Here is a 26,091-nt window from a genome sequence, read left to right on the forward strand (position 1 = left end):
ACAGATGGTCTTGAAGGCGCTGGCGTCATTCGGTCGTCAGGGAATTGAAACGTGCGCCAGTTTTGGACGCGCAGGATTAATGCTGTTTCACGCGCTGGTAGGAAAACCCGCGTTCCGCAGACACTCGCCGCTACTGATTAAACAGCTCTATAGTGTTGGCGTGTTGTCGTTACTGATTATTGTGGTGTCGGGCCTGTTTATCGGCATGGTACTGGGACTGCAGGGTTATCTGGTACTGACCACTTACGGTGCTGAAACCAGTCTGGGCATGCTGGTGGCGCTGTCGTTACTGCGTGAGCTGGGGCCGGTCGTGACCGCGCTGCTGTTTGCCGGACGGGCAGGCTCGGCCCTCACGGCTGAAATCGGTCTGATGAAAGCCACTGAACAGCTCTCCAGCATGGAGATGATGGCGGTGGATCCGTTGCGTCGCGTCGTTTCGCCGCGCTTCTGGGCCGGTTTTATCAGTATGCCGCTACTCGCACTGATCTTTACCGCGGTAGGCATTGCTGGCGGTGCCCTGGTTGGCGTGAGCTGGAAGGGAATCGATCCTGGTTTCTTCTGGTCAGCCATGCAGAACGCGGTCGATTTCCGCACCGACGTTGTTAACTGCATCATCAAAAGCGCCGTCTTTGCCGTGACGGTTACCTGGATTGCTCTTTTTAATGGCTATGACGCGATTCCCACTTCTGAAGGGATCAGTCGCGCGACAACGCGTACCGTAGTACATGCTTCACTGGCGGTGCTCGGGTTGGATTTTGTGCTGACAGCACTGATGTTTGGGAATTGATGCAATGCAAAGTAAAAAAAGCGAAATCTGGGTTGGCATTTTTATGATTATGGCGTTGATCGCCGCATTGTTTCTCTGTCTCCGCGTCGCCGATTTAAAGTCGATGGGCACAGAGCCAACATGGAAACTCTACGCCACGTTTGACAATATCGGCGGCCTGAAAGCCAGTTCGCCGGTCAAAATCGGCGGTGTGGTGATTGGCCGGGTAACGGACATTGAGCTTGAACCGAAAACGCTGCTGCCACGTGTCACGATGGAGATCAGCGATCAGTATGCGAATAAAATTTCAGACACCAGCTCGCTGGCGATTCGCACGCAGGGACTGCTGGGTGAGCAGTTCCTGGCGCTCAACTTAGGCTTTGACGATCCTGAACTCGGTTCGGCGATGCTGAAAGATGGCGATACGCTGCGCGATACCAAGTCAGCGATGGTGCTTGAAGACCTGATTGGCCAGTTCCTTTATAAGAGCGGCGATAACAAGCAAAACAGTGACAACAAGGATGCGCAGGAAGGCGACAGTGCTGCGCCTGCGGCACCGGCTCAACCTTAAAGAAGAGGGTATACCATGTTTAAACGTTTACTGATGATTGCCATGCTGGTGGTTGCCGTACCGCTGACGGCGACAGCAGCCGATCAGAGCAATCCCTACAAGCTGATGAATGAAGCGGCGGAAAAGACGTTTACCCGTCTTAAAAATGAGCAGCCGAAAATCAAGCAGGACCCAAACTACCTTCGTCAGATTGTGCGTCAGGAGCTGCTGCCCTATGTACAGATCAAATACGCGGGCGCGTTAGTGCTGGGCCGCTACTATCGTGATTCGACCCCGGCGCAGCGTGAAGCTTACTTCAGCGCCTTTGGTGACTATCTGGCACAGGCTTATGGTCAGGCACTGGCACTCTATAACGGGCAGAGCTACCAGATTCAGCCTGAGCAGCCGTTGGGCGATGCTCAGATTGTCGCTATTCGGGTCTCCATCGTCGATCCTAATGGCCGTCCACCGGTTCGTCTCGACTTCCAGTGGCGTAAAAACAGCCAGACCGGTAACTGGCAGGCTTATGACATGATCGCCGAAGGCGTCAGCATGATCACCACCAAACAAAATGAGTGGAGCGATCTGTTACGTACTAAAGGTATTGACGGTCTGACAGCGCAACTGAAATCCTCTGCGGCACAGCCAATTACGCTGGATAAACAAAAATAATGCACGAATCGTTACGCTGGGAGCGGGAAGCCAGCACGCTATTGTTGAAAGGCGAACTGGATCGCGACACGTTAATGAGCCTGTGGCAGCAACGTGAAACGCTGATTAAAGATGTCGATACCATCGACGTTGCAGCGCTGGAGCGTGTTGATTCTTCCGGTCTCGCCCTGCTGGTGCACCTGCGGGAAATCGCCCGGGCACAGGGCATTACGCCACGCTTTACGGGTATCAGCGACAAACTGCACTCGCTGATTACGCTTTACAATCTGCAACAGATTATTGTTTCTGCGGATAAAAGCGCCTGATTTCCGGTTGTTATCCTAAGCCCCTGTTTTCAACAGGGGCTTTTGCGTATTTAAGAGTCAGCCGCTTTCCTCTACTATGTCAGCCTTATTATTATTAAGTGAAGTTAAGCCCAATGGAAAACAGTGAAATTCAGGCCGTGCTGATGGCCGCATTGCCTTTAGACGAAGTTCATGTGATGAGCAACGATGGCAGCCATTTTCAGGTGATCGCCGTAGGCGAACTGTTTGGCGAACTGAGCCGTGTCAAAAAACAGCAGGCTGTCTACGCGCCGCTGATGGAATTCATCGCGGATAACCGCATGCATGCTGTCTCTATCAAAACCTATACTCCCGCTGAATGGGCGCGTGACCGTAAACTCAACGGTTTCTGATCCCGCAGCGTAGTGAACTCGCCGTGGGCGAGTCCAATTTTAGCTAGTTAATTGAGAGCCGTGTTAATGGAAAAATTTCGTGTGCAAGGCCCCACCCGCTTAAGTGGTGAAGTCACCATTTCCGGGGCGAAGAACGCCGCACTTCCTATTCTGTTTGCTGCCCTGCTGGCTGAAGAGCCGGTAGAGATCCAGAATGTGCCAAAGCTACGCGACATTGATACCACCATGAAGCTGCTGAGCCAGCTGGGTGCGAAGGTGGAACGCAACGGTTCTGTGCATGTCGATGCCAGCGCGGTAGATGTCTTTTGTGCGCCTTACGATCTGGTTAAAACCATGCGTGCCTCAATCTGGGCGCTGGGCCCGCTGGTGGCACGTTTTGGTCAGGGTCAGGTTTCGCTGCCGGGTGGCTGCGCGATTGGCGCGCGTCCGGTTGACCTGCACATTACCGGTCTGGAACAGCTGGGTGCCGAGATCAAGCTGGAAGAGGGCTACGTGAAAGCCTCAGTTAATGGTCGCCTGAAAGGCGCGCTGATTGTCATGGACAAAATCAGCGTTGGCGCAACCGTGACCATCATGAGTGCTGCGACGCTGGCGACCGGTACTACCGTGATTGAAAATGCGGCCCGCGAGCCGGAAATTGTGGATACCGCCAACTTCCTTAACACCCTGGGCGCTAAAATCAGTGGCGCAGGCAGCGACAAAATCACCATCGAAGGCGTAGAGCGTCTGGGTGGCGGTGTCTATACCGTCCTGCCCGATCGTATCGAAACCGGTACCTTCCTGGTGGCTGCCGCGATTTCGGGCGGCAAAGTGATGTGTCATAAAACTCAGCCCGATACGCTGGACGCTGTGCTGGCAAAGCTGCGTGATGCGGGTGCCGATATCGAAACCGGTGAAGACTGGATCAGTCTGGATATGCACGGCAAGCGGCCAAAAGCGGTTAACGTGCGCACCGCACCACATCCGGGTTTCCCGACCGATATGCAGGCGCAGTTCACTCTGTTAAACATGGTTGCGGAAGGCACGGGCGTGATTACCGAAACCATCTTTGAAAACCGTTTCATGCATATCCCGGAACTGATTCGTATGGGCGGACATGCTGAGATTGAGAGCAACACGGCGATCTGTCACGGGGTTGAAACCCTGTCAGGTGCGCAGGTGATGGCGACGGATTTGCGTGCGTCTGCCAGTCTGGTTCTGGCAGGTTGCATTGCGGAAGGAACGACGCTCGTTGATCGCATTTATCACATCGATCGTGGCTATGAGCACATCGAAGATAAGCTGAAAGCGATGGGCGCGAACATCGAGCGCGTCAGCGAAGAGTAATCCTGCAGATGCGCTGAAATAGCCAGCCCCCGCGGGGGCTGGTTTTTTTTCGCCTGAGGATCGCCAGAGATCTCAGGCGTTATCCGTCTGATCGCCAGGCGTCCGGATACGTTTTCTGCGATCCAGCAGGCAGTTTGTATCGGGATCGTAATAGCGGCTGGGCCAGATCTCACTGGGATGAACCTTAATCGCGTCGGCGATCAGCCATTCACCTTTGGGCCATGGACGCGTCAGTGCATTCGCCAGCGTGGATGAACTCAGGCCTGCTGAGCGTGACAGCGCTGCCAGCGTCATACCACGCTTATGCAGCGCCGCGATAATGTCAGCCGGGTGCCAGTCTTCCTTTATTTTTTGCATAACCTGTTCTCCTTTTCCTTGTCATTGCATCATCCAGCGAGACGCTGGCTTTCCTTTTACCATTATCTGGAAATAGTCAGAATTTTATAGCAAATGTTTCCTGTTAATTTCCAGTAATATTTGGATCCCGCGTCTGGTCTGTGTGGTGGCACGCAACAGGAGTGCAATAGCTAAGAGGGAACAAAAAGAAGTGAGAGCAGGGTCGTAAAAACGGAGCCCGGCAGGCTCCGTGAGGGATCAGAAGTCGCGCTGAACTGACATGTGTGCCAGCGACTCCAGCGCGCTGCGCCAGGGGGATTCAGGCAGAATCCGCAAGGCTTCAATCGCTTTATCCGCTTCCTGTTCCGCGCGGCTGCGCGTCCATTCCAGCGAACCACACTGATTCATCGCTTCCAGCACCGGCTCCAGCAGATGGCGGCCATTTCCCTGCTCGATGGCTTCACGGATCATCTTCGCCTGTTCAGGCGAGCCGTGCTGCATGGCATGCAGCAGCGGCAGCGTCGGTTTGCCTTCGCTCAGGTCATCGCCGGTATTTTTACCCAGCGTCTCGCCGTCAGCACTGTAATCCAGCAAATCGTCAATTAACTGGAAAGCGGTACCCAGATAGCGCCCATAATCCTGCAGCGCTTTTTCCTCTTCAGGCGTCGCTTCAGCCAGTATCGCCGAGGCCTGTGAGGCCGCTTCAAACAGGCGCGCGGTCTTACTGTAAATCACGCGCATGTAGCTCTCTTCGGTGATGTCCGGGTCGTTGACGTTCATCAGCTGCAGGACTTCGCCCTCAGCAATCACGTTTACCGCCTCTGACATCAGCGCCAGGATACGCAGCGACCCCATGCTGGTCATCATCTGGAAGGCGCGGGTGTAAATAAAATCACCGACCAGTACGCTTGCCGCATTGCCAAACGCCGCATTCGCGGTCGCTTTGCCACGACGCATATCGGATTCATCCACGACATCGTCATGCAGCAGCGTGGCGGTGTGGATAAATTCGATCAGCGCCGCATTGGTCACGTGCAGGTCGCCCTTGTAGCCCATGGCACGTGCGGATAGCACGGCAATCATGGGACGGATACGCTTGCCCCCGCCACTGATGATGTAGTAGCCCAACTGGTTGATGAGCGAGACATCCGAATTCAGCTGGTCGAGGATGGTCTGGTTAACGGCAGCCATATCCTGTGCGGTTAATTCATTAATCTGTTCTAAGTTCATTCGTCTTTTCAGCTATGACTCGTTATCTCTGCCATGGTAAGTGGTTTACCCAGCCAGCGTTCAGGTAATCTGTTACTGATTGTACTTGAATTTTGTGCCTGAGAAACGGTTGCATTCAGCCTGTGTTTTTTTTCTGCAAGAGTGTGCAAAGTGCTCTTGTCTTCTTCTGGAGTTTTGCGTAGAATTCGCGCCCTATTGTGAATATTTAGCGCGCCGCCTGATGAACTAAAAGGCAAGCGCAGAAGCGGAGTTTTATATGTACGCGGTTTTCCAAAGTGGTGGTAAACAACACCGAGTAAGCGAAGGTCAGACCGTTCGCCTGGAAAAGCTGGACATCGCAACCGGTGAAACGATTGAGTTTGACCAGGTTCTGATGATTGCTAATGGCGAAGACGTGAAAATCGGCGCGCCACTGGTTTCAGGCGGAATGATCAAGGCAGAAGTTGTTGCTCACGGTCGTGGCGAGAAAATTAAGATTGTTAAGTTTCGTCGTCGTAAGCACTACCGTAAGCAAGCAGGCCATCGCCAGTGGTTCACTGATGTGAAAATCACTGGTATCACGGCGTAAGAGGAGATCTGACAAATGGCACATAAAAAGGCTGGTGGTTCGACTCGAAATGGTCGTGACTCCAATGCAAAACGTCTGGGTGTAAAACGTTTCGGTGGCGAATCTGTTCTGGCAGGTAGCATCATCGTTCGTCAGCGTGGCACCAAATTCCACGCCGGTACCAATGTAGGTTGTGGTCGTGACCACACCCTGTTTGCTACCGCAGACGGTAAAGTACAGTTCGAAGTTAAAGGTCCGAACAACCGTAAATACATCAGCATCGTTGCTGAGTAAGGTTGTCGTGACGCAGACGTCTGACGTCTGAACGCACGAATTGAAGGCCCCGCAGCTCCTGCGGGGCTTTTTACATTCTGCGGTCTGTCGCGGTAAAAGCGACGCATCACAAAAGTTTGCTGTACACTTTGTGTACGCACTGGCGAAAGCCAATCCTGATTTATCCGCCGCTGGTCAGCGCAGAAGACCCTGGCGGACCCGTCTGCAGAGTGCTGCAGGCGATTGTGTGACGGAGATTTAAAAATGAAGTTTGTTGATGAAGCGACAATTCTGGTCGTCGCCGGTGATGGCGGTAATGGTTGCGTCAGCTTCCGCCGCGAAAAATATATCCCGAGAGGCGGCCCTGATGGGGGTGATGGTGGTGACGGCGGTGACGTTTATCTGATCGCTGATGAAAACCTCAATACCCTTATCGATTATCGTTTCGAAAAATCTTTCCGCGCCGAACGTGGGCAGAACGGCCAGAGCCGCGACTGTACCGGTAAACGCGGTAAGGATATCGAAGTTAAAGTGCCGGTCGGCACCCGGGTAATCGACCAGGGTACCGGTGAGACGCTCGGCGACATGACGCGCCACGGTCAGAAACTGATGGTCGGTAAAGGCGGCTGGCATGGCCTGGGCAACACCCGTTTCAAATCGTCAGTGAACCGCAGTCCGCGCCAGAAAACCATGGGTACCCCAGGTGAAAAGCGTGACCTGCAGCTGGAGCTGATGCTGCTGGCGGACGTCGGGATGCTGGGCTTACCGAATGCCGGTAAATCGACCTTTATTCGTGCGGTCTCGGCAGCCAAACCTAAAGTAGCGGACTATCCGTTTACCACCCTGGTGCCAAGCCTGGGCGTGGTGCGTATGGACAGTGAGCAGAGCTTCGTCGTGGCCGATATCCCGGGTCTGATTGAAGGCGCAGCAGAGGGCGCAGGCCTTGGCATTCGCTTCCTGAAGCATCTGGAACGCTGCCGCGTGCTGCTTCATCTGATCGACATCGACCCTATTGATGAAAGCGATCCAGTTGAAAATGCCCGTATCATCCTCGGCGAACTGGAAAAATACAGCGAGAAGCTGTTCAACAAACCACGCTGGCTGGTCTTCAACAAAATTGATCTGATCGGTGAAGAAGAAGCGCAGTCACGGGCGAAAGCGGTTGCTGAAGCGCTGGGCTGGAAAGATAAGTATTACCTGATCTCTGCCGCAAGCCAGACCGGCGTCAAAGAACTCTGCTGGGACGTGATGAGCTTCATCAACGCTAACCCGAAAGAAGCGGAGCTTGAAGAGAAGCAGCCGGAGAAAGTGGAGTTCATGTGGGATGATTACCACAAAGAAACCATTGAAAACACGGTCGAAGTGGAAGATGAAGAGTGGGATGACGACTGGGATGATGAAGACGACGAAGGCGTTGAAATTATCTATCAGCGTTAACAGAACGCCTGCTACAGCGTAATATGTGATGCCCTCTTTCAGTATGAAAGGGGGCATCGTTCTTTCTGCCGCTAGCTCATGACCGCTACGCTCAGTCGCGCACTGCAGCACAGCTGATCCCGACTGTTCCGAATCTCAATCTGCCAGCTCTGACTGCGTTTACCCAGATGCAATGGACGGCAGGTGCCCCGTACCCGTCCCGCTGACACCGCGCGATGATGGCTGGCGTTAACTTCAACACCGACCACGCTGCTGCCTTCTTCAACCGCCATATACCCGGCAATTGAACCCATCGACTCCGCCAGCACCACGGAGGCGCCGCCATGCAGCAACCCGAACGGCTGGTGCGTCCGGGCATCGACCGGCATCGTCGCCTCCAGATAATCGTCACCTATCGCGGTAAAAACGATCCCCAGATGCGCCACCAGTGAGTGCTCACCCAGCGCGTTCAGTGCAGGAAGATCAAGGGATCGTTTCCAGATTGCTGTCATCATCAGGCTCCCAGGGTTGCGCCACCATCGACCACAATATCCTGCAGCGTCACATGGCTGGCAAGATCCGACGCGAGAAACAGAACGGTGGCCGCAATTTCCTGCGGCTGCGCGATCTTGCCCAGCGGAATACCCAGCTTGAACTGATCCGGGAAGCCCGCAATCATCTCCTGCTCGCCGGTCGGTGTGTGCCACAGGCTGCGCTGCATAGCGGTGTCAGTGGAACCAGGCGAAACAATATTACAGCGCACACCGTAAGGCGCCATTTCCAGACCTACAGTCAGACAGAGGCTGCGCAGCGCGGCTTTTGACGCACCATAAGCGGACATACCAATACGCGGTGCATGCGCTGAATTCGATGCGACAGTAACGATGGCACCGGCGCGCTGTTCACGAAAGCGCGGCAGCGTCTGCTGGAACAGATTAAACGCACCACCCGCATTGACGTTAAGACAGGCCTGCCAGTCAGCAAATGAGAGCGCATCGGTGGTACCAGTACGCAGAATACCGGCTGCGTTGACCAGCACATCGATGCGCGGCTGGGCGGCCAGCACCCGCTGACACACTGATTTTACCTGCGCCGGATCGGCTACATCCATGATGTGACAGGTAAACGGATAGTCATGACCCTGGAACCGCAGATCAAAGGCCTCTACCTGCGCGCCCGCCTGGTGAAAGGCCAGCGCTATGTGGTAGCCAATGCCCTGACCGGCACCGGTCACCCAGACGATTTTACCGCTGAAATCGGATACATGGCTCATTCAGCGGGCTCCCGCGACAGCAGCGCCCACCAGCCGTCGATGCTCGGGTTTTTGGCCAGGCTGACAAAATCGATATCACGATGTAACTGACGCCAGCGTGCCGCCAGCGCCATCACGCGGACCGAATCCAGCCCGTAGTCGATCAGGTTTTCATCATCGTCCGGTACCTCATCATCTTCCAGCAGCGGCAGGATCAGCGCGCGTAGTTCATCTTTGCTGAGCGGTACAGGCATCAGATCGGCGATCATCACCACTTTTCCGCTGCGACCCGCGGTGTAGGTCAGCGCCATCATATGTTCCTCACGGCTGAAGTCAGCCAGCGCATCGGCCACCATAAACGGCTGGATATTACGCATAAACGCATCCGTGGCGGTGGTCAGGCAGCCGATATGGGCATAGACGCCAGTGATAATCAGCTGATCGCGGCCCATCTCCTGCAGGATCGCCTCCAGCGGCGAGCGGTGAAACGCACTGTAGCGCCACTTAGTCAGGACCTGATCGTGCTCATCCGGTGCCAGCGCCTCCACGATCTTCTGCTGATCGGGATGTTTATTCAGGCCGGGTCCCCACATATCGTTGAGCAGCGCACGATCTTCATCGCTCTGCGCGTTAGGCTGAGCGGTGTAAAACACCGGAATGCCCTGCGCTTTGCAGTAGCGTCGCAGGCGGACAATATTGTCAACGACCTGCTCAACCAGCGGGCTGTTATCGCCCCAGAAGTTAAGGAAGTAGCGCTGCATATCGTGGATCAGCAGGGCAGCACGGCAAGGCTCCAGCGTCCATTTCACCTTGTTGTTCGGCAACTCAGTGGCGTCAGGTAGCGGATAAGAGGTCAGTTGTGGAATAGCCATTAAAATTCTCCGGACAGATCAGGCTTGCGCACGCTGATCGGCAAGTTGTTGGCGCAGACGTTTTTTGTCCACCTTGCCGACCGCGGTCAGCGGCAGGGCATCTACGCAGGTAATACGGTCGGGCAGCTTAAATTCGGCGACGCCCAGTTCACGCAGGTGACGACGCAGCGCCACCGGTTTCACCGGCTGACGGGTGACAATAAACGCACAGCTCTTTTCACCCATCAGTTCGTCGCTCATAGAGACCAGCGCCGCGTGGATCACATCCGCATGGCGCTGCAGCAGGTTTTCAATCTCTTCAGCTGCGATCTTTTCGCCGCCCCGGTTGATCTGATCTTTCTCACGACCCTGCACAATGATGTTGCCAGCAGGGGTGATCTCAACCAGATCGCCAGAGCAGTAAAAGCCCTGGTCATCAAAGCTGGCGGCGTTATGTCCCGGGCTGTTGTAGTAGCCACGGAACGTATAAGGACCGCGCGTCATCAGGCGCCCAATGGCACCGACCGGCAGCGGTTGCCCCTGTTCGTCTGCAACCCACACCTCGTCATCTGGAGAAATAGGGCGTCCCTGCGTGGTGAGAATGGTCTGTTCATCGTCATCCAGCCGGGTGTAGTTCACCAGACCTTCCGCCATCCCAAACACCTGCTGAAGGGTACAGCCCATCTCGTTCTGGATGCGCGCAGCCAGCGTTTCACCCAGCTTTGCGCCACCGACCTGAATGCGTTGCAGTGAGGCCAGCGCGGCATTGCTGCCCCATTCCTGAATCGCCTGGAGCCAGAGACTGGCCGCGGGTGGAACCAGGCCGGTATCAGTAACCTGATGTTTTTCAATCAGCGGGAAACAGAGGGTCGCGCTGGGATCGGCGGCTAAAATTACCTGTCCGCCCGCGTAAAAGACGCCCAGCGCGCCCGGAGAACTCATCGGGAAATTATGCGCAGCGGGCAGAGCAATCAGGTAACGGGTATCTGCGTTGACCCCGCAGATCACGTCACTTTCCCGGATGCTGTAGTAGTAATCATTGTGGGTACGCGGGATCAGTTTCGGGGTGCCGGTACTGCCGCCCGACAGCTGGAAAAAAGCGACGTCATCGCCTGCGGTCGGGGTTGCCCTGAAGTCACCTGCGGGTTCTGCCAGCAGGGCGTCGAGACTGTTTTCCGCATGAGCGTCATTACGCAGGATCACCTGCTGCAGTGAATGCTGTTCCCGGCGAAGCTGCGTGATAAAGGCGTCATCGGCGAACAGGAGATGGCTGCGATCGGCAATTAACAGGCGCGGCGCGATCTGACTGGCATAGGCAGCCAGTTCGGTACGCTGATGGCTGAACAGGGCGTTAACCGGGGCGACGCCGATTTTGAACAGCGCAAACAGCGTCAGGTAAAATTCCGCCACGTTGCCAAGCTGTACCAGCGCCGTATCACCGGGTTTCAGGCCACGACGCTGCAGGGCCGCTGCCAGATTGTCGCTCAGTAAGGCCAGCTGGCGATAGGTAAACTGCCGGTCGCCATCAATCACCGCCACGCATTCGCTGTCGCGGTGACGTTCCAGGATGTCGGTCATCGGCAGATCCAGCCAGTACCCTTTTGCACGGTAACGTGCGGCCAGATCGTCCGGCCAGCGGCTGTAAGAAATCGTCATACAGGTTCCTTTAGTGCAATCCAAAAGCGCGAAGCATGGTGTCGAGCTTGACGCCGGTTTCGCGCCACTCGGATTCAGGTTGTGAGTCCGCCACGATGCCCGCGCCAGCAAACAGCCGGACCCGCGGACCATTCACCGTGCCGCAGCGGATGGTGACGACCCATTCGCCGTTGCCCTGATCGTCACACCAGCCGACGATGCCGCCAAACAGCTGACGCTCAAACGGTTCAAGCTGCTGAATCAGCGCCTGAGCACGCTGATGCGGAAAGCCGCTGAGCGCCGGTGTCGGATGCAGCAGGCAGGCCAGTGACAGCGCATTTTCGCGGTCGTCCAGCACTTCGCCCCGAATCTGCGTGGCGAGGTGCCACAGTGTCGGGGTGGTCAGCAGGGAAGGGATTTCCGGGACTGACAGCAGGCGACTGCGCGGCTGCAGCGTTGTGCGCATCGCATCCGTCACCAGTTTATGTTCATGCCGGTCTTTGGCTGACCGCATCAGGCTGTCACCTGAGGCCTGGTCACGCTGTGGATCGCTGTTGCGCGGCGCTGAACCGGCCAGCGGACAGGAGTTGAACTGGCGGCCCTGCTTACGGATCATCAGTTCAGGGCTGGCACCCACCAGCGCGCCGCCATCGGGCAGCGGCAGATGAAAGTGATAGCTGTCAGGGTTCTGCGCCAGGATGCGCTGCATCAGGGCGGCCGTATCGACCGGCTGTTCCGCCACGATCTCCATCAGCCGCGACAGCACCACTTTATCCGGATCGCCGCGCTGCGTGGCCGCCACGGCCTGCGCAACCATATCAGTGAAGGTGTCATGATCCGGCAGCGCCATACGGCGACGAACTTTTGGCAAATCGCTTTCAGCCGATGAGGCGTGGGCTTTCAGATCGTCTCGTTGAAAGGTCTGATACGACTCAGGGATAAACAGTGCAGCGGGCTGATCCACATCGAACGGGATCGCACCCACCAGAATGGGATGGGCTATGCCCTGTTTTCTGGCCGAGGCAAAATGATGCTGCAGTTGTTGTTGAAACTCTCCGGTCAGCTGCTCGCCCTGGTTTACCGGAGCAGTGAGTGTCGTAAAACAGCCCTGAGTCGTCAGGCTTCGCCAGGGAGAAGTAAACAGGAAGCCACGGCAGAGTGCCGGAAAATCCTGCAGCAGGGGATGTTCAAATGCCAGCGATTCCACCATAATTTCACCTATAAATGATAAGATAACTAATAATGATTATCATTTGTATTATGTTGCAGTAACCTACGTCGAATAGCCGAAGGTGTCAATAAATACGCGGTGATCCAGCTGGTTTTGTTGGTTAAATCAGCACAAGTTGTCGTCCGGATTACCTGGGAGATAAAGGATGGAAACAAATGACTAAACAGGCAGTAAGGTCGGCGTTAGCGCTGTTTTTCCTGAGTATCACTCTGTTCAGCGTGACCGCTATTGCACAGACCGGCTGGCCACGAACCCTCGCCGGGGCAAAAGGTCAGGTCACCCTGGCTCAGGCACCGACTCGCATTGTTTCGACCAGTGTCACCCTGACCGGATCGCTGCTGGCGATCGATGCACCGGTAATTGCCAGTGGCGCAACCGCACCCGGCAGCCGGCTGGCTGATGAGCAGGGATTCTTCCGGCAGTGGGGGCGTGTGGCGAAACAGCGTGGCGTAAAGCGGCTCTATATTGGTGAACCCAATGCGGAAGCGATCGCTGCGGAAGCGCCAGACCTGATTGTGGTCAGCGCCACCGGTAATGATTCAGCGATCAAACTGGCCGATCAGCTCTCGGCGATTGCGCCGGTACTGGTCGTTAACTATGACGATAAAAGCTGGCAGCAGCTGGTGACACTGCTGGGTGAGGCGACCGGGCATGAGGCGGATGCTGCTGCGCGGATAAGCGAGTTCGACGCGCGTGAAAAGGCGCTGAAGGCAAAGCTGACCCTGCCTCCGCAGCCGGTTTCTGCAATGGTATGGAACGGAGATGGCCGGGCTGTGAATCTCTGGACGGAGGCATCGGCACAGGGGAAGTTACTGCAGGCGCTGGGCTTCACGCTGGCAACGCCACCGTCGACGCTTCAGTCCGCTCACAGCATGGGACAGCGTAAAGATATTCTTCAGCTGTCAGGCGAAAATCTGGCGGAATGCCTGAATGGACAGACTTATCTGCTATTTGCCGCCGAAGATAACACTGCTGAGCAGGTAATGAGCAATGCTTTCCTGGCGCAGACCCCAGCGGTGCGCGCTAAAGCGGTCTATGCGCTGGGGCTGGATAGCTTTCGTCTCGACTACTACAGTGCCAGTCATTTACTGACGCGGCTGGAAGCGCTGTTCGTGGAATCATGATGTGGCTTCGTCGGGGGCAGGCCGTTGATAGCGTCGCAGGCGGGCCATCAGCAGCCACATGATGAGACCCAGCACGGTGGCTGCCAGGCCACAGAGGGCGGCTGCCTGCTGCGGCAACAGCAGTGAACCTATCGCGCCAATTATTGCTGCACCTATCGCATCGCCGGTGACATTCTGCGCTGTCCAGAGGCTGTTGATCCTGCCAAGCAGCGCATCGGGCGTCAGTGTCTGAATTAGCGCGTACTGCACCAGGCTGCTGATGGCACTGAAATAACCAAAGGCTACGAGGCAGATCAGACTCAGGCTGAACCACGGCATCAGGCTGAACAGAGCCAGTGCGACGAATGCCGCGATGGCACTGACCAGAATCAGGCGGCCCGGCTGTGGCGACTGCGCCAGCCGTCCGCTGGTCAGCGCGCCTGTCGCAGCACCCAACGGCACGGCGGCGTACATCAGCCCCAGCTCCGTCAGACCGACCTGCCAGTGAGGGGCCAGCGCCGGATAGAGCACGCGCACCGCGCTGGCTAACGTCACCAGCGCGCCAGTCAGCGCCGCCATACCTACAATCGGCGTATCGAACAGGAAGCGGACGCCGCTGCTTAGTGCCTTTATGGGATGTTCACGCGGCTGCGGCGGTGGCGCAAGCGGCGGCAACCGCAACAGGGTTAACACCGTCAGCAGCGTGCCGAACGCGGCCAGCCCGTAGTTCCACGCCACACCGCCCTGAGCAATCACCATACCCGCAATCGCGGGTGACAGAATCGCGCCAAAGCGCACCGTCAGCATAGTGATGGCACCCGCCTTCATCAGATTCTCACGCCCGACCAGCGCCGGAGTGGCTGCCAGCAGCGCCGTGACGCCTATCGCGCCGAAAAAGCCATCCCAGAGACCCAGCACAAAGACGGCGATGACCGACGGCGAAGGGAGCAGGGCATTAATGCACAACGCGGCAAAACCCAGACCACAGGTGGAGCGGGCAAACAGGATCAGGCGACGACGTGCATAGCGATCGGCCAGCACGCCGCCGGTCAGCAGGCCGATAAACATACCGGCTCCGGCCAGCGTTACCGCCAGTCCTACCAGCAATGGTGATTGCGTCAGCTGCTGAATCTGAACCGGGACCGCCACCGCCAGCATGCCGAGAGCGACAATCGAGATAAAGCGGGCGATAAACAGGGCGCGAAAGGCGGGATGGGTTCTCAGCAGAGTGAGATCGATAAAATGGGAAGGTTTGTTCATAACGTCGCTTTTTTGCACCCATTTTCCTCATCATTCATTCCGGGAGTCATGGTAACATACAAAAAATAGTTAATAACGATAACAAGTATCATTATCATAAACACTCGCAATTGCGGGCCATGTTGAATTCGTGAAGGTTTAAACGTTATGCGTCAACTCCGTGCAATAGCCGGTTCAGGGATGCTGCTATTGTTGCTTATCGCGCTCAGCCTGATGCTGGGTGCCAGACCTGTCCCCTTTCATGATGTCACACATGCCTTACTCTCCGACTGCAGCCGCATTGATTGCGTGATCGTGCGCGATGCCCGGCTGCCGCGAACCCTGGCGGGACTGCTGGCCGGGATCAGTTTAGGTCTGGCGGGCGCACTGATGCAGAGCCTGACGCGCAATCCACTGGCTGACCCAGGCATTCTTGGTGTGAATGCCGGAGCGGGTTTTGCGGTGGTGCTCGGCATCGCCCTCTCTGGCGCCGATTCTCCTGCGGAATGGCTGGGTTTTGCTTTTACGGGTGCACTGCTGGCGTCGCTGCTGGTGGCCATGACGGGTGCGATCGGCGGCGGCCGCGTCAATCCGCTGCGTCTGACGCTGGCAGGTGTGGCGCTGGGTGCGGTGCTGGAGGGCTTAACGTCTGGCCTGTCGCTGCTTAATCCCGATATTTACGATCATCTGCGTTTCTGGCACAGCGGTTCGCTGGATATCCGCAATTTCGCCATTCTGCGCACTGTCTTTCCGGCGGTCGTAGCCGGGAGCCTGCTGGCGTTGCTGCTGGCACGTTCGCTCAACAGCCTGAGTATGGGCGGAGATATGGCAACCGCGCTGGGCACCCGTGTGATGCGTACTCAACTGGTGGGATTGCTGGCGATTGCACTGCTGAGCGGTGCGGCGACGGCGGCAGTCGGCCCCATCGCCTTTGTCGGATTAATGACACCGCATCTGGCCCGCTGGCTGCTGGGCAACGATCATCGCTGGATGCTGCCGGGAACCCTGGTGATCACTCCCTGTCTGCTGCTGGCGGCTGATATTCTGGGACGGCTGCTGGTGCCGGGTGAACTGCGCGTGTCAATTGTCACGGCCATTCTCGGTGCGCCGATGCTGATTGTGCTGGTACGCCGTAAGCTGGGAAGAGGGCAGATATGACACGGACGATGATCAATGCGCTACTGCTGCTGATGGCCTGCGGGGCGCTGGCTTTTCTGGGCGTCACGCGCGGCACCTTACCGATCTCCGCCAGCCAGTTATGGGCACTTCTCAACGGCGAGGCAGCGCGCAATGTTCAGCTGATTGTACTGGAGTGGCGTCTGCCGCGCGTCATGATGGCGCTGCTGATTGGTGCGGCGCTCGGCGTCAGCGGGGCGATTTTCCAGTCGCTGCTGCGCAACCCGCTGGGCAGTCCCGATATTCTGGGTTTTAACACTGGCGCTTACAGCGGTGTGCTGGTGGCGCTGGTGCTGTTCCAGCAAAACATGGAAGGGATGACGCTGGCGGCGCTGGCAGGCGGGCTGCTTACGGCGGGTGTGGTCTGGCTGTTCAGCTGGCGCAACGGCGTGGAGACCTTCCGGCTGATTATTGTGGGCATCAGCGTGCGGGCACTGCTGATGGCGCTGAACAGCTGGCTGATTATCAGTGCTTCACTGGAGGCGGCACTGAGCGCCGGGCTCTGGAGCGCCGGTTCACTTAACGGCATTACCTGGGCGAAAACCACGGCGGTGATCGCCGTGCTGCTGCTGGCGCTGCTGGCAACAGGCATGCTGGCCCGCCGCATGCGACTGCTGGAGATGGGTGACGACACGGCCTGCGCGCTGGGCGTCCCGGTTGAGCGCAGCCGCGTCATGCTGATGCTGACGGGTGTTATCCTCACCGCCGCCTCGACGGCGCTGGTCGGTCCGATCTCCTTTATTGCGCTGCTGGCACCGCAGATTGCGCGACGTCTCAGTGGTGGTACTAAAGGCGCGCTGCCGCTGGCGGCCTTGTGTGGCGCGCTGCTGTTAATCGCCGCAGATTACGCCGCGCAGCACTTTTTCCTGCCTTATCAGCTGCCGGTTGGCGTAATCACGGTCAGCCTGGGCGGACTCTATCTGATTGCGCTACTGGTGCGGGAGGCACGACGTCAATGAAAGTGACAACACGTTTGCAGGGCGACGCGCTGACGCTGGGCTATGACAAAAAAATCGTGGCGGAGAATCTCTCTGTAGCGATTCCTGACGGTGAGCTGACCGTGATCATCGGTCCCAACGCCTGCGGAAAATCGACGCTGCTGCGTACCTTAAGCCGTCTGGTTTCGCCGCTGCAGGGCGAGGTGCTGCTGGATGGCAATACGATTGCTCACTACGCTACCAAAGAGGTGGCACGCCGGCTGGGGCTGCTGCCGCAAAGCTCGAACGCGCCTGCGGGTATCAGCGTCAGCGAACTGGTGGCGCGCGGGCGTTATCCGCACCAGTCGCTGTTCGGACGCTGGCGACAGGAAGATGAGGCAGCGGTGCAGCAGGCCATGCAGGCCACCGGCGTGGCCGATTTAGCGCAGCAGCAGGTTGATACGCTCTCTGGCGGTCAGCGACAGCGGGTGTGGATTGCGATGGTGCTGGCTCAGCAGACACCGCTATTGCTGCTGGATGAACCGACCACCTGGCTGGATATCGCCCATCAGATTGAACTGCTGGAATTAATGCAGGATCTCAATCAGCAGCATGGACGAACGCTGGTGGTGGTGCTGCACGATCTTAATCAGGCGTGCCGCTACGCCAGCCACCTGATAGCGATGCGCGACGGGAAAATCATTGCCGAAGGGAAACCGGCGGAGATTGTGACGCCGGAACTGATAGAAGCGATCTACGGCCTGCGCTGCATCATCATTAACGATCCGGTGGCCGGTACGCCAATGATTGTGCCGCTGGGCAGTGGCTGACCCGCGCCTTCTCCTGTGAAGAAAGCGCGAGGTCAGGATGGCTCAGGGAATCAGCGCCGCCAGAAACTGCTGCAGTCGTGGGCCAATCTGCTCGAACATGCGCGGTGAGATGATTTCGACGTGCGCACAGTCCAGCGGCCAGACGGTCAGTTCACCGACCCAGGGCGCCCAGGCGCGACGCACATCCTGACCGGGCTGCTGCGTCTGTTGCGCCAGGAATAGCGTGGCGTGTCCCCCGAAGCGGGCACTGCGTGCCGTCGCCAGCAGGCGCACCGAACTGGCGTAGTTGGCTTCAATGGTGGTGAACAGCGCCGCCATCCCTTCACCGGCCTGCTCGCGCTGTGCTGCGATAAACTGCTCGCGCTCACGATTCACCTCTGCCAGCACCGCCGGGTCCAGCACGTTCTCGCCGCGCCGTTCATCCCAATTCTGCGTCTCTGGCGGCCAGGTATCCAGCAGCCCGAGGAAGGCGACCGTTTCACCCTCCGCTTCCAGCCGCGCGGCGATACCCTGTGCCAGCGTGCCGCCCAGTGAATAGCCCAGGAAATAGTAGGGCCCCTCTGGCTGCTGCTGGCGCACCGTCGCCAGATGTGCGTCACACACCGCATCAAGGTGCTGCGCCTGATTCAGCGGGCTGGTAATGTCGGGTGACTGAATACCGAGCAGCGACCAGCGGGCATCCAGATAGCGCTGCAACACGCTGAACTGCCAGGCAAAACCGGAGGCGGGATGGAAGCAGAACAGGGTCGGGCCGTTACTGCGCCGCAGCGGCAAGACCGCCTCAAATCCGGTGCGGGCTGTCTCCGCGGATTCGCTACTGAGCAGGGCGGCCAGCTTTTCTGCCGTAGCTGCCACCATAATCTGGCCCACTGACACCGGCTGATTCAGCGTCCGCCGCAGCTGCGCCGCCAGCCGCATCGCTAGCAGCGAATGGCCACCCAGCGCAAAAAAATCATCCTGTGCGCTGATGGACTCACGTTCCAGCAGCGTGGCGAACGCCTGCGCCAGCGTGGTTTCCAGACCAGGGTGCGGCGCACGACCGGCAGCAGCTGTCCGGGTCTGTGGCAGCGGCAGCGCTTTACGATCCAGCTTGCCGTTGCTGCTGAGCGGTAATGCCGCCAGCTGAACAATCGCCACTGGTACCATATGCGCGGGCAACTGTGTCGCCAGCGTCTGGCGCATGATGTCGGCATCAATCGGGCCATCTGCCACTACATAGCCGACCAGCTGGCGGGCATCACCCTGCTGGTCGCTGCTGCTGCCCAGCACGACCGCATGCGTCACGGCCTGCACAATGCCAGGCAGCGCAGCCATGGCATGATCGATCTCATTCAGCTCGATGCGCTGTCCGCGGATTTTAAGCTGATCGTCGCTGCGACCCAGATACTCCACCGCACCATTCAGCAGCCAGCGCGCCACATCGCCGGTGCGGTACATTCGGGAGCCGTGGCCCCATGGATCTGCCACAAACCGGCTGGCCGTGAGGTCGGGACGATCCAGATAACCCTGTGCCAGCTGCACGCCGGTCAGCCAGAGATCGCCCGCCACGCCAGGCGGCACCGGCTGCAGGCGCGCATCCAGAATCCGTAAGCCGGTGTTCCAGACCGGGAAGCCAATCGGCACGCTGGCACCGTCGACGGCCGCCAGCTCAGGTCCGAAAGCCGGGTAGAAGCTGACATCCACTGCCGCTTCGGTCGGGCCATACAGGTTATGCAAGGGTACCCGGGTCAGCGTCTGCCACTGGCGCGACAGCTCAGCGGGCAGCGCTTCGCCACTGCAGAACACCTGCCGCAGGGTGGTACACCTTGCTATCGCGTTGTCATCCTGCAGCGAGGCAACAAAGGCCGCCAGCATCGAGGGAACAAAATGGGTGGTGGTCACGCGGTAGCGGGCAAACAGCTGCTGCAGGGCTTCCGGGTCGCGGTGGGTATCAGGCGGTGCCATCACCAGCTGTGCGCCAGCGATCAAGGGCCAGAAGAACTCCCACACCGAGACATCAAAGCTGCTCGGCGTTTTCTGCAGCACCACATCATCACCGCCGAGCGGATAACGATCCTGCATCCACAGCAGCCGGTTGACGATTGCCTCATGACTGACCAGCACGCCTTTTGGCCGACCGGTCGAACCAGAGGTATAGATAAGGTAAGCGCCATCATGCGGACGCGGAGCCTGTGTCAGCACGCGATCAACCGGGGTTAACAGCGCGTCGTAAAACAGCGGCGCAACCGGTGAGAGAGCCGCCAGCCGGTCTGCCAGTTCGCGGCAGGTGATCAGCGTTTTCGGCGCGGCATCTTCCAGCATCATCTTCAGCCGATCGTCCGGGTAGCCGGTATCAAGCGGCAGCCAGGTTGCGCCTGTGCTGACAATCGCCTGCAGCGCCAGCGATAAAAAGACCGAGCGCGGCAGCGCCACGGCGACGATGTCACCCCGTGTCACACCCTGCGCAATCAGCTGTTGTCCCAGCGCGGCGACCTGCTGCTGCATCTGCTGATAATTAAGCTGATGCGCCTCATCCGCCAGCGCCACGGCGTGCGGCGTACGCTGCGCCTGCAGCAGCAGCAGGCTGCTTAGCGTCTCTGCAGGCAGCATCACGGCGGTCTGATTGATCGCTGCCAGCTGCTGATGTTCTTCCGGCATCAGCATATCCAGCTCGCCACAGGCGCACGCTGGCCGGACGGCAAGCTGCTGAAGCAGCAGACCAAAGCGGCTGGCATGTTGCTTCAGCACGGTTTCGCTGTAGCGCGCTGCATTAGCCAGTAGTTCCAGCGTCAGGTCGCCCTGTTCGCTGAGGTAGATAGCAATCTCCAGATCGCGAACCGGGCCTGATGCCAGCTGATGAGTGATGCCTTCAATGCCGGCGAAATCGAGCTGATAGTCGAACATCTTCAGGTTAATTACCGGCCCATAGAGCGGAGCACTGTCACCCAATCGCCCCAGATCGCGCTGCACCTGCTCAGCGTCGTAACGCTGATGACGGCGCATTTTTCTGACCTCGCCCGCCAGCTGCGCGGCCAGTGCCGTCAGCGGCTGTGCCGGATCGTAATGGATCGCCATAGGCAATACGTTGATCACCGGACCGGTGGCGCAGAGCGCGGCCGAGCCGATGCGGCGCATAAAGATGAAACCGGCGGCAAAGTCGTTCTGACCGGTGAGGCGAGCCAGCCACAGCGCCACCAGCGCAAAGGCGGTGTCCGCCGCGCTGAGATTCTGCTGCTGAGTATGCGCCAGCAACGCCTGAAAGATGTGTCGCTCCACGGCAAATGTGTGTCGCAGCAGGTTGGTGCTGGCACTTTGCCCCGCCAGCGGCAGCGTGGATAACGAGGCGGGCGCAGGTAAATGCGCCCCTTTTTCCAGCCAGAACTGACGATCGCGCTGCCAGGTCGAAGAGTGCTGATAGCGCTGATACTCGTCGACGACCTCGCTGAACGGGACAAAGGGGCTCGGCTCCGGCGTGTCGCCGTGCTGCCAGGCGCTGTAGAGATGGGCGATGCGGCGGGTCAGGGCGGTGAAGCTGAAACCATCGACCACCAGATGATGGTAGCGCTGATACCAGTACCAGTGATCCTCGCCCAGCCGTAGCAGGCTGTGATGATAGAGCGGCGCACCGCTCAGCACCCGCAGATCGCCGGACATATCCTGCTGAATCAGCGCCCGTGCGGCCGCCGCCGGATCGGCGGCATCGCGCAGATCGATTATTTCAGGCTCGCGAAAATGCTGGGGGGCAGGCCACTGCAGCGGTTCACCCTCCTGCTCGCCAAAAGCCATATTCAGCGTGTCCGCTTCCTGCATGCCGGCAACGATGGCGCGAGACAGCAGCACGCTGTTCAGCGCACCACGCAGTTCAACGAAATGCGCCACGGCGTAGGCATTGGAATAGGGAGATAATTGGTCAGCGATCCAGATACCGGGCTGAGCGGCCACCAGCGGCAATGTGTTTTGCTCTGTCAGCGGGTTCAGAATGGTCTCAGACATTGCGGCTCCCACTATCCTGCGTCATAACCGGACGGACATCGTGCCAATTTTCATTCAGCCAGCTCAGGCAGCGAACCTGTGGTTCGGGCCCATAAACAGGCTGCCATCCTGGCGGAACCGCACAAAAGGCGGGCCATAAGCTGTATTGCTGCTGATCGTTTTTCAGCACCTGACAATCCTGCTGGGGATCGTCGAAAGGATTGCGTTGTTGCATGTTGGTCTCCTGTCCGAAGTCGTCGGGCGCGTTAACGCCGCTCTCCTGCGTATCCTTTTTCTTTTAATGGCGCATGGGCGGCGGGAGTTCAGCGGGTTATGACGATTGCCACATAGCTTTAAGGCCCGCCAGCAGCCCGCCGCGCCAGCACAGCGCATCGTGACCCCCTTCAACCGGGTGATAGCTGACCTGATGTCCTGCCACAGTCAGATCGCGCTGAAACTGCTCGTTTGCCGCCAGAATCAGTCGTTCGCGCCGTCCCGCCTCCAGATAAAAGCGGCGAGAGGGCGCCTGCAGCAAACCCTGCTGTAACTGCTGCGGCAGCCAGCCATTCGGGTCGCCGCGCGCGGGCCACCAGAACGAACCGGAAAGACTGACGGCACCCGCAAAGGTTTCCGGCCAGGTCAGGGTGGCGTAAGCGGCAGAAAGGCCGCCAAAACTCTGTCCGGCCACCAGCGTACTGTCGGCCCGGAACGGTGCCCACTGCTGAATTTGTGGTAACAGCTCATGCTGAATCGCCAGCCAGAAATCGGGATTACAGGTGAGCTCACGCGTGCGGTGTTCGCGGTCAATGATGTCGATCATGACATAGACCGCAGGAGGCAGTTCGCCTGCCTCAGTGAGTTGCTGAAGCGGACCGGCAACCGGCATGCTGTGCGCCCAGAACTGACCATCCAGCAGCAGCGCCAGCGGACGATCGGCAGCGTCTGCCTCGCCGGTGACATAAAGCCAGACCTGACGCTGATTGCCCAGCCGCTGGCTGCGCCACAGATGCTGCTGCAGCGGAATCCTGGCGGCGCGATCTTCATCAACTGCACGCCAGACCTGCTGCTCAGGCGCAAGCGGCAGATGCAGCGGTGAGACGCTCATGCCGCGCCCGGCCGACCAGCTCCGCAGCGGATTGAGCAGATCGCTTTGTGCCTGCCGGAATTTCTGACTCCACCACTGGCGCAGCGCCTGCATATCAGCCTGCCCGGTAAACGTCTCTGTCTGGTTGTCAGGGATCAGGCAGTAGCTGCCGCGCCAGTCAGCGGGCAGGGTGGTTTGCCACCACCAGACATCGGTATCAGGAACAGGTGTTAAGGAGGAAGGTGAAGCTGTGTGATGATGATCGGTTACACCGGTAATGTTGATCCAGACGCGCCGGGTATCAGAGTGCAGCGGGTCACCCTGCGGATCACGCCAGAAAAAAGTGACCTGACAGGTGCCCTTTTCGCCAGGTTCAATCAGGGGAATACCCTGTTGCTGCAGCTGCAGCCACCAGCGTTCGCTGCCGGTCTCTTCGTTTAACCACGCCATTCGCGCCATGATTCAATCACACTTGCTTAAGGTCATGCATGTTACAGATAATAGTATTGATAATTATTTGCATTTGCAATAGGGTGTTTCCGCTCGACAGGGAGCGCGCGCATTCTCTCTGTCGCATCGGATTTCAGACGTAAGTAACGCGGTTCTGAAGCAGGTGTGGCGGGAGGGTTAATGCGTTGCAGGCAAGGTTATGACCTTTTTACCGGTACGCCGGCAGTGGCACGCTCGCTGGCACTCCAGGAACAGAAAAATGAAAAAGTTATCCCGGCTTTCGTTAGCCATTATGATTGAACTGGGTTTTACTGCCTCTCTCATTTCTGCTGGCGCAGTGGCTGCCGAAGCCCACAGCGACCCGGCGATCAACAACACGTCAGACACGATCCACGACGACACCATGATGGTCACCGCCGCTGAGCAGACGCTGCAGGCGCCAGGCGTGTCGACGATTACCGCCGGCGAAATCAAAAAACATCCGCCTGCGCGCGACGTCGCCGAAATCATCCGCACCATGCCCGGTGTCAACCTGACCGGTAATTCCACCAGCGGCCAGCGTGGAAACAACCGTCAGATCGATATCCGTGGCATGGGCCCGGAAAATACCCTGATCCTGATCGATGGGCTGCCGGTAACCAGCCGTAATTCCGTGCGGCTTGGCTGGCGCGGTGAGCGCGACACACGCGGCGACACGAACTGGGTACCGCCAGAGATCATTGACCGCATTGACGTCATCCGTGGTCCGGCAGCGGCCCGTTACGGCAATGGCGCGGCGGGTGGCGTGGTGAATATCATCACCAAAAAAGAGATGGATAATCAGTGGCACGGCTCGTGGAGCGCCTATTACAACGTGCCGCAACACAAGGAGGAGGGCGCGACGCGGCGTAGCAACTTCAGTCTTGAAGGACCGCTGGGCGATGATGTCAGTTTCCGGCTCTATGGCGGTCTGGCAAAAACGCAGGCCGACGCTTACGACATCAATGAAGGTCACGCCGCTGACCGCACCGGCAGTTATGCAGGATCCTATCCGGCGGGCCGGGAAGGTTCAGTCAATAAAGATATTCATGGCCTGCTGCGCTGGGCGTTTGCACCAATGCAGGCGCTGGAAGTGGGGGCCGGTTACAGCCGTCAGGGCAACCTCTATGCTGGCGACACCCAGAACACCAATACCAACGCGCTTGTGAAAAGCAAATATGGTGACGAGACCAACCGGCTCTATCGGCAGAACTTTTCGGTTAAGTGGACCGGCGCCTGGGATAATGGCATCAGCACCAATACCTATGCGCAGTATGAAAACACCCGCAACTCGCGCCTGAATGAAGGGCTGGCGGGCGGCACTGAAGGTATCTTTTCCAACAGCAACTTCAACACTATCCAGCTGGATGATGTGTTGCTGCACAGCGAGATCAGCGTGCCGTTTGAGTGGCTGGTGAATCAGACCGCAACCTTTGGCACGGAATGGAATCAGCAGCGGATGAAGGATCCGTCCTCGACGACGCAGGCCGCCAGCTACGGTTCGATTCCCGGTATCGCCACCACTGGACGCTCTCCCTATTCGCAGGCGGAGATTTTCTCACTGTTTGCGGAAGACAATATTGAGCTGACCGACAGCACCATGCTGACGCCCGGCCTGCGCTTCGATCACCATTCGATTGTCGGCGATAACTGGAGCCCATCGCTCAACCTCTCACAGGGATTAGGCGATGAGGTCACCCTGAAAATGGGCATTGCACGCGCTTATAAAGCGCCGAGCCTCTACCAGACCAACCCGAACTATCTGCTTTACAGCAATGGTCAGGGCTGCGCGGCCAGTGCCGGTGCCTGTTATCTGATGGGTAATGATGACCTGAAAGCGGAAAATAGCATCAATAAAGAGATTGGACTTGAATGGAAGCGCGACGGCTATCAGGCGGGTCTGACCTGGTTCCGCAACGACTACCGGAATAAGATTGAGGCAGGCACGGCTCCCACCGGCACGGCGTCTAACGGCAAAACCGACATCTACAAATGGGAAAATGTGCCAAAAGCGGTGGTTGAGGGGCTGGAAGGTACGGTTAACGTCCCGTTCTCCGACAGCGTAACGTGGAACAATAACTTCACGTATATGCTGCAAAGCAAAAATAAAGAGACCGGCGATCGCCTGTCAATTATTCCGGCGTATACGCTCAATTCGACGCTGAGCTGGCAGGCGACGCAGGATCTCTCCCTCCAGACCACCCTGACCTGGTACGGTAAACAGGTGCCGAAGAAGTATGACTATAAGGGTAACGCCGTCACCGGCAGCGCGACCGATCAGGTCAGCCCCTATTCGGTGGTGGGGATGAGCGGCACCTATGATGTTAATCAGTATGCCAGCGTCACGGTCGGTATCGACAACCTGTTCGACAAGCGTCATTTCCGTCAGGGCAATGCGCAGACTACCGGCAATGCCACCACCGGCGCTTACCTCTACGGCGCGGGAGCCAATACCTTTAACGAATCGGGCCGCACATTTTATATGAGCGTGAACACCCGCTTCTGATCGGTTCAGCCATAAAAAAACGCAGCAGGGTGATCACCCGCTGCGTTTTTTATCTC

The 26,091-nt window shown here is 58.0% G+C and carries 25 protein-coding genes; 14 read left to right on the forward strand and 11 right to left on the reverse strand.

Features of this window, described 5'->3' with window-relative positions; all coding sequences use genetic code 11:
- The first annotated feature begins 4 nt into the window (after window positions 1–4).
- The 6 genes from mlaE to murA all read left to right on the forward strand — a co-directional run bounded on the left by mlaE (window position 5) and on the right by murA (window position 3,990).
- Complete coding sequence (gene mlaE, locus AC6I8C_RS02050) at window positions 5–787, forward strand: lipid asymmetry maintenance ABC transporter permease subunit MlaE (protein WP_033731283.1); 783 nt, start codon at window positions 5–7, stop codon at window positions 785–787.
- 4 nt (window positions 788–791) lie between these two features.
- Complete coding sequence (gene mlaD, locus AC6I8C_RS02055; protein ID WP_033731989.1) at window positions 792–1,337, forward strand: outer membrane lipid asymmetry maintenance protein MlaD; 546 nt, start codon at window positions 792–794, stop codon at window positions 1,335–1,337.
- A gap of 15 nt (window positions 1,338–1,352) precedes the next feature.
- On the forward strand, window positions 1,353–1,988 hold the full coding sequence (mlaC, locus tag AC6I8C_RS02060; protein WP_497821466.1) for a phospholipid-binding protein MlaC: 636 nt from the start codon (window positions 1,353–1,355) through the stop codon (window positions 1,986–1,988).
- A complete protein-coding gene (gene mlaB / locus AC6I8C_RS02065; RefSeq protein WP_010251883.1) occupies window positions 1,988–2,293 on the forward strand; it encodes a lipid asymmetry maintenance protein MlaB in 306 nt (101 codons plus the stop codon). Before mlaC ends, mlaB begins: the two co-directional genes overlap by 1 nt.
- Before the next feature lie 113 nt (window positions 2,294–2,406).
- Window positions 2,407–2,664, forward strand: a complete 258-nt coding sequence (ibaG, locus tag AC6I8C_RS02070) for a BolA family iron metabolism protein IbaG (RefSeq protein ID WP_003851098.1) — start codon at window positions 2,407–2,409, stop codon at window positions 2,662–2,664.
- 66 nt (window positions 2,665–2,730) lie between these two features.
- Window positions 2,731–3,990 carry a UDP-N-acetylglucosamine 1-carboxyvinyltransferase gene (murA, locus tag AC6I8C_RS02075; RefSeq protein WP_497821467.1) on the forward strand — a complete coding sequence of 420 codons (1,260 nt, stop codon included), beginning with the start codon at window positions 2,731–2,733 and terminating at the stop codon, window positions 3,988–3,990.
- A 72-nt stretch (window positions 3,991–4,062) separates the two neighbouring features.
- Here murA and AC6I8C_RS02080 read toward each other — a convergent pair whose 3' ends face one another.
- Both AC6I8C_RS02080 and ispB read right to left on the reverse strand, forming a co-directional pair.
- The gene (locus AC6I8C_RS02080; protein WP_497821468.1) at window positions 4,063–4,347 is read right to left on the reverse strand and encodes a helix-turn-helix domain-containing protein; all 285 of its coding nucleotides are present in this window, start codon (window positions 4,345–4,347) and stop codon (window positions 4,063–4,065) included.
- A gap of 237 nt (window positions 4,348–4,584) precedes the next feature.
- Entirely contained in the window at window positions 4,585–5,556 is a 972-nt protein-coding gene (ispB, locus tag AC6I8C_RS02085) for an octaprenyl diphosphate synthase (RefSeq protein WP_008925415.1), read from the reverse strand.
- A gap of 256 nt (window positions 5,557–5,812) precedes the next feature.
- Here ispB and rplU point away from each other — a divergent pair, with 256 nt between their 5' ends.
- The 3 genes from rplU to cgtA all read left to right on the forward strand — a co-directional run bounded on the left by rplU (window position 5,813) and on the right by cgtA (window position 7,813).
- Window positions 5,813–6,124 (forward strand): 50S ribosomal protein L21, encoded by a 312-nt coding sequence (rplU, locus tag AC6I8C_RS02090; protein WP_008925416.1) that lies wholly within the window; start codon window positions 5,813–5,815, stop codon window positions 6,122–6,124.
- Window positions 6,125–6,139: 15 nt separating this feature from the next.
- The gene (gene rpmA / locus AC6I8C_RS02095) at window positions 6,140–6,397 is read left to right on the forward strand and encodes a 50S ribosomal protein L27 (protein WP_003851093.1); all 258 of its coding nucleotides are present in this window, start codon (window positions 6,140–6,142) and stop codon (window positions 6,395–6,397) included.
- Window positions 6,398–6,640: 243 nt separating this feature from the next.
- Window positions 6,641–7,813 (forward strand): Obg family GTPase CgtA, encoded by a 1,173-nt coding sequence (cgtA, locus tag AC6I8C_RS02100; protein WP_497821469.1) that lies wholly within the window; start codon window positions 6,641–6,643, stop codon window positions 7,811–7,813.
- A 71-nt stretch (window positions 7,814–7,884) separates the two neighbouring features.
- Here cgtA and AC6I8C_RS02105 read toward each other — a convergent pair whose 3' ends face one another.
- Genes AC6I8C_RS02105 through AC6I8C_RS02125 form a run of 5 tightly spaced genes read right to left on the reverse strand, consistent with a single transcriptional unit; the run spans window position 7,885 to window position 12,740 of the window.
- Window positions 7,885–8,304 (reverse strand): hotdog fold thioesterase, encoded by a 420-nt coding sequence (locus AC6I8C_RS02105; protein WP_497823296.1) that lies wholly within the window; start codon window positions 8,302–8,304, stop codon window positions 7,885–7,887.
- A gap of 2 nt (window positions 8,305–8,306) precedes the next feature.
- The gene (gene dhbA, locus AC6I8C_RS02110; protein WP_497821470.1) at window positions 8,307–9,065 is read right to left on the reverse strand and encodes a 2,3-dihydro-2,3-dihydroxybenzoate dehydrogenase; all 759 of its coding nucleotides are present in this window, start codon (window positions 9,063–9,065) and stop codon (window positions 8,307–8,309) included.
- Complete coding sequence (locus AC6I8C_RS02115) at window positions 9,062–9,916, reverse strand: isochorismatase family protein (RefSeq protein ID WP_497821471.1); 855 nt, start codon at window positions 9,914–9,916, stop codon at window positions 9,062–9,064. Before AC6I8C_RS02115 ends, dhbA begins: the two co-directional genes overlap by 4 nt.
- 18 nt (window positions 9,917–9,934) lie before the next feature.
- The gene (locus tag AC6I8C_RS02120; RefSeq protein WP_497821472.1) at window positions 9,935–11,551 is read right to left on the reverse strand and encodes a (2,3-dihydroxybenzoyl)adenylate synthase; all 1,617 of its coding nucleotides are present in this window, start codon (window positions 11,549–11,551) and stop codon (window positions 9,935–9,937) included.
- 10 nt (window positions 11,552–11,561) lie between these two features.
- Window positions 11,562–12,740, reverse strand: a complete 1,179-nt coding sequence (locus tag AC6I8C_RS02125; RefSeq protein ID WP_497821473.1) for an isochorismate synthase — start codon at window positions 12,738–12,740, stop codon at window positions 11,562–11,564.
- Between the two features lie 176 nt (window positions 12,741–12,916).
- Between AC6I8C_RS02125 and fepB the strand changes: the two genes are divergently transcribed.
- The gene (gene fepB, locus AC6I8C_RS02130; RefSeq protein WP_497821474.1) at window positions 12,917–13,885 is read left to right on the forward strand and encodes a Fe2+-enterobactin ABC transporter substrate-binding protein; all 969 of its coding nucleotides are present in this window, start codon (window positions 12,917–12,919) and stop codon (window positions 13,883–13,885) included.
- On the opposite strand, the gene entS is transcribed toward fepB, so the two are convergent.
- A complete protein-coding gene (entS, locus tag AC6I8C_RS02135; protein ID WP_497821475.1) occupies window positions 13,880–15,124 on the reverse strand; it encodes an enterobactin transporter EntS in 1,245 nt (414 codons plus the stop codon). The two genes, fepB and entS, sit on opposite strands and share 6 nt — an antisense overlap.
- A gap of 147 nt (window positions 15,125–15,271) precedes the next feature.
- On the opposite strand from entS, the gene fepD reads away from it, so the two are divergent.
- From fepD to AC6I8C_RS02150, 3 genes are read left to right on the forward strand one after another with little or no spacing between them, the layout of a single operon-like run.
- Window positions 15,272–16,261 (forward strand): Fe(3+)-siderophore ABC transporter permease, encoded by a 990-nt coding sequence (gene fepD / locus AC6I8C_RS02140; protein ID WP_013359898.1) that lies wholly within the window; start codon window positions 15,272–15,274, stop codon window positions 16,259–16,261.
- Complete coding sequence (gene fepG / locus AC6I8C_RS02145; protein WP_497821476.1) at window positions 16,258–17,238, forward strand: iron-enterobactin ABC transporter permease; 981 nt, start codon at window positions 16,258–16,260, stop codon at window positions 17,236–17,238. Before fepD ends, fepG begins: the two co-directional genes overlap by 4 nt.
- A complete protein-coding gene (locus AC6I8C_RS02150; RefSeq protein WP_497821477.1) occupies window positions 17,235–18,026 on the forward strand; it encodes an ATP-binding cassette domain-containing protein in 792 nt (263 codons plus the stop codon). The genes fepG and AC6I8C_RS02150 overlap by 4 nt, the downstream gene beginning before the upstream one ends.
- Window positions 18,027–18,068: 42 nt before the next feature.
- Here AC6I8C_RS02150 and AC6I8C_RS02155 read toward each other — a convergent pair whose 3' ends face one another.
- From AC6I8C_RS02155 to fes, 3 genes are all read right to left on the reverse strand, one after another.
- Window positions 18,069–21,998 (reverse strand): enterobactin synthase subunit F, encoded by a 3,930-nt coding sequence (locus AC6I8C_RS02155; RefSeq protein ID WP_497821478.1) that lies wholly within the window; start codon window positions 21,996–21,998, stop codon window positions 18,069–18,071.
- Window positions 21,991–22,212, reverse strand: a complete 222-nt coding sequence (locus AC6I8C_RS02160) for an MbtH family protein (RefSeq protein ID WP_497821479.1) — start codon at window positions 22,210–22,212, stop codon at window positions 21,991–21,993. Before AC6I8C_RS02160 ends, AC6I8C_RS02155 begins: the two co-directional genes overlap by 8 nt.
- 96 nt (window positions 22,213–22,308) lie before the next feature.
- Window positions 22,309–23,520: an enterochelin esterase gene (fes, locus tag AC6I8C_RS02165; RefSeq protein ID WP_497821480.1), complete on the reverse strand. Its 1,212-nt coding sequence runs from the start codon at window positions 23,518–23,520 to the stop codon at window positions 22,309–22,311.
- A gap of 250 nt (window positions 23,521–23,770) precedes the next feature.
- Here fes and AC6I8C_RS02170 point away from each other — a divergent pair, with 250 nt between their 5' ends.
- Complete coding sequence (locus AC6I8C_RS02170; RefSeq protein WP_497821481.1) at window positions 23,771–26,035, forward strand: TonB-dependent siderophore receptor; 2,265 nt, start codon at window positions 23,771–23,773, stop codon at window positions 26,033–26,035.
- Window positions 26,036–26,091: the final 56 nt, after the last annotated feature.

The sequence above is a fragment of the Pantoea sp. X-Soil-YNGN-844 genome, from assembly GCF_059730595.1.

Bases quoted from the DNA above. Each gene is read 5' to 3' on its own strand.
- mlaE (WP_033731283.1), top strand. From the start codon at position 5: ATGGTCTTGAAGGCGCTGGCGTCATTCGGTCGTCAGGGAATTGAAACG.
- AC6I8C_RS02160 (WP_497821479.1), bottom strand. From the start codon at position 22,212: ATGCAACAACGCAATCCTTTCGACGATCCCCAGCAGGATTGTCAGGTG.
- AC6I8C_RS02170 (WP_497821481.1), top strand. From the start codon at position 23,771: ATGAAAAAGTTATCCCGGCTTTCGTTAGCCATTATGATTGAACTGGGT.
- AC6I8C_RS02125 (WP_497821473.1), bottom strand. From the start codon at position 12,740: ATGGTGGAATCGCTGGCATTTGAACATCCCCTGCTGCAGGATTTTCCG.
- fes (WP_497821480.1), bottom strand. From the start codon at position 23,520: ATGGCGCGAATGGCGTGGTTAAACGAAGAGACCGGCAGCGAACGCTGG.
- dhbA (WP_497821470.1), bottom strand. From the start codon at position 9,065: ATGAGCCATGTATCCGATTTCAGCGGTAAAATCGTCTGGGTGACCGGT.
- mlaC (WP_497821466.1), top strand. From the start codon at position 1,353: ATGTTTAAACGTTTACTGATGATTGCCATGCTGGTGGTTGCCGTACCG.
- AC6I8C_RS02080 (WP_497821468.1), bottom strand. From the start codon at position 4,347: ATGCAAAAAATAAAGGAAGACTGGCACCCGGCTGACATTATCGCGGCG.
- rpmA (WP_003851093.1), top strand. From the start codon at position 6,140: ATGGCACATAAAAAGGCTGGTGGTTCGACTCGAAATGGTCGTGACTCC.
- entS (WP_497821475.1), bottom strand. From the start codon at position 15,124: ATGAACAAACCTTCCCATTTTATCGATCTCACTCTGCTGAGAACCCAT.
- AC6I8C_RS02120 (WP_497821472.1), bottom strand. From the start codon at position 11,551: ATGACGATTTCTTACAGCCGCTGGCCGGACGATCTGGCCGCACGTTAC.
- cgtA (WP_497821469.1), top strand. From the start codon at position 6,641: ATGAAGTTTGTTGATGAAGCGACAATTCTGGTCGTCGCCGGTGATGGC.
- fepG (WP_497821476.1), top strand. From the start codon at position 16,258: ATGACACGGACGATGATCAATGCGCTACTGCTGCTGATGGCCTGCGGG.
- AC6I8C_RS02105 (WP_497823296.1), bottom strand. From the start codon at position 8,304: ATGACAGCAATCTGGAAACGATCCCTTGATCTTCCTGCACTGAACGCG.
- murA (WP_497821467.1), top strand. From the start codon at position 2,731: ATGGAAAAATTTCGTGTGCAAGGCCCCACCCGCTTAAGTGGTGAAGTC.
- fepD (WP_013359898.1), top strand. From the start codon at position 15,272: ATGCGTCAACTCCGTGCAATAGCCGGTTCAGGGATGCTGCTATTGTTG.
- ibaG (WP_003851098.1), top strand. From the start codon at position 2,407: ATGGAAAACAGTGAAATTCAGGCCGTGCTGATGGCCGCATTGCCTTTA.
- rplU (WP_008925416.1), top strand. From the start codon at position 5,813: ATGTACGCGGTTTTCCAAAGTGGTGGTAAACAACACCGAGTAAGCGAA.
- AC6I8C_RS02150 (WP_497821477.1), top strand. From the start codon at position 17,235: ATGAAAGTGACAACACGTTTGCAGGGCGACGCGCTGACGCTGGGCTAT.
- ispB (WP_008925415.1), bottom strand. From the start codon at position 5,556: ATGAACTTAGAACAGATTAATGAATTAACCGCACAGGATATGGCTGCC.
- fepB (WP_497821474.1), top strand. From the start codon at position 12,917: ATGACTAAACAGGCAGTAAGGTCGGCGTTAGCGCTGTTTTTCCTGAGT.
- mlaD (WP_033731989.1), top strand. From the start codon at position 792: ATGCAAAGTAAAAAAAGCGAAATCTGGGTTGGCATTTTTATGATTATG.
- AC6I8C_RS02155 (WP_497821478.1), bottom strand. From the start codon at position 21,998: ATGTCTGAGACCATTCTGAACCCGCTGACAGAGCAAAACACATTGCCG.
- AC6I8C_RS02115 (WP_497821471.1), bottom strand. From the start codon at position 9,916: ATGGCTATTCCACAACTGACCTCTTATCCGCTACCTGACGCCACTGAG.
- mlaB (WP_010251883.1), top strand. From the start codon at position 1,988: ATGCACGAATCGTTACGCTGGGAGCGGGAAGCCAGCACGCTATTGTTG.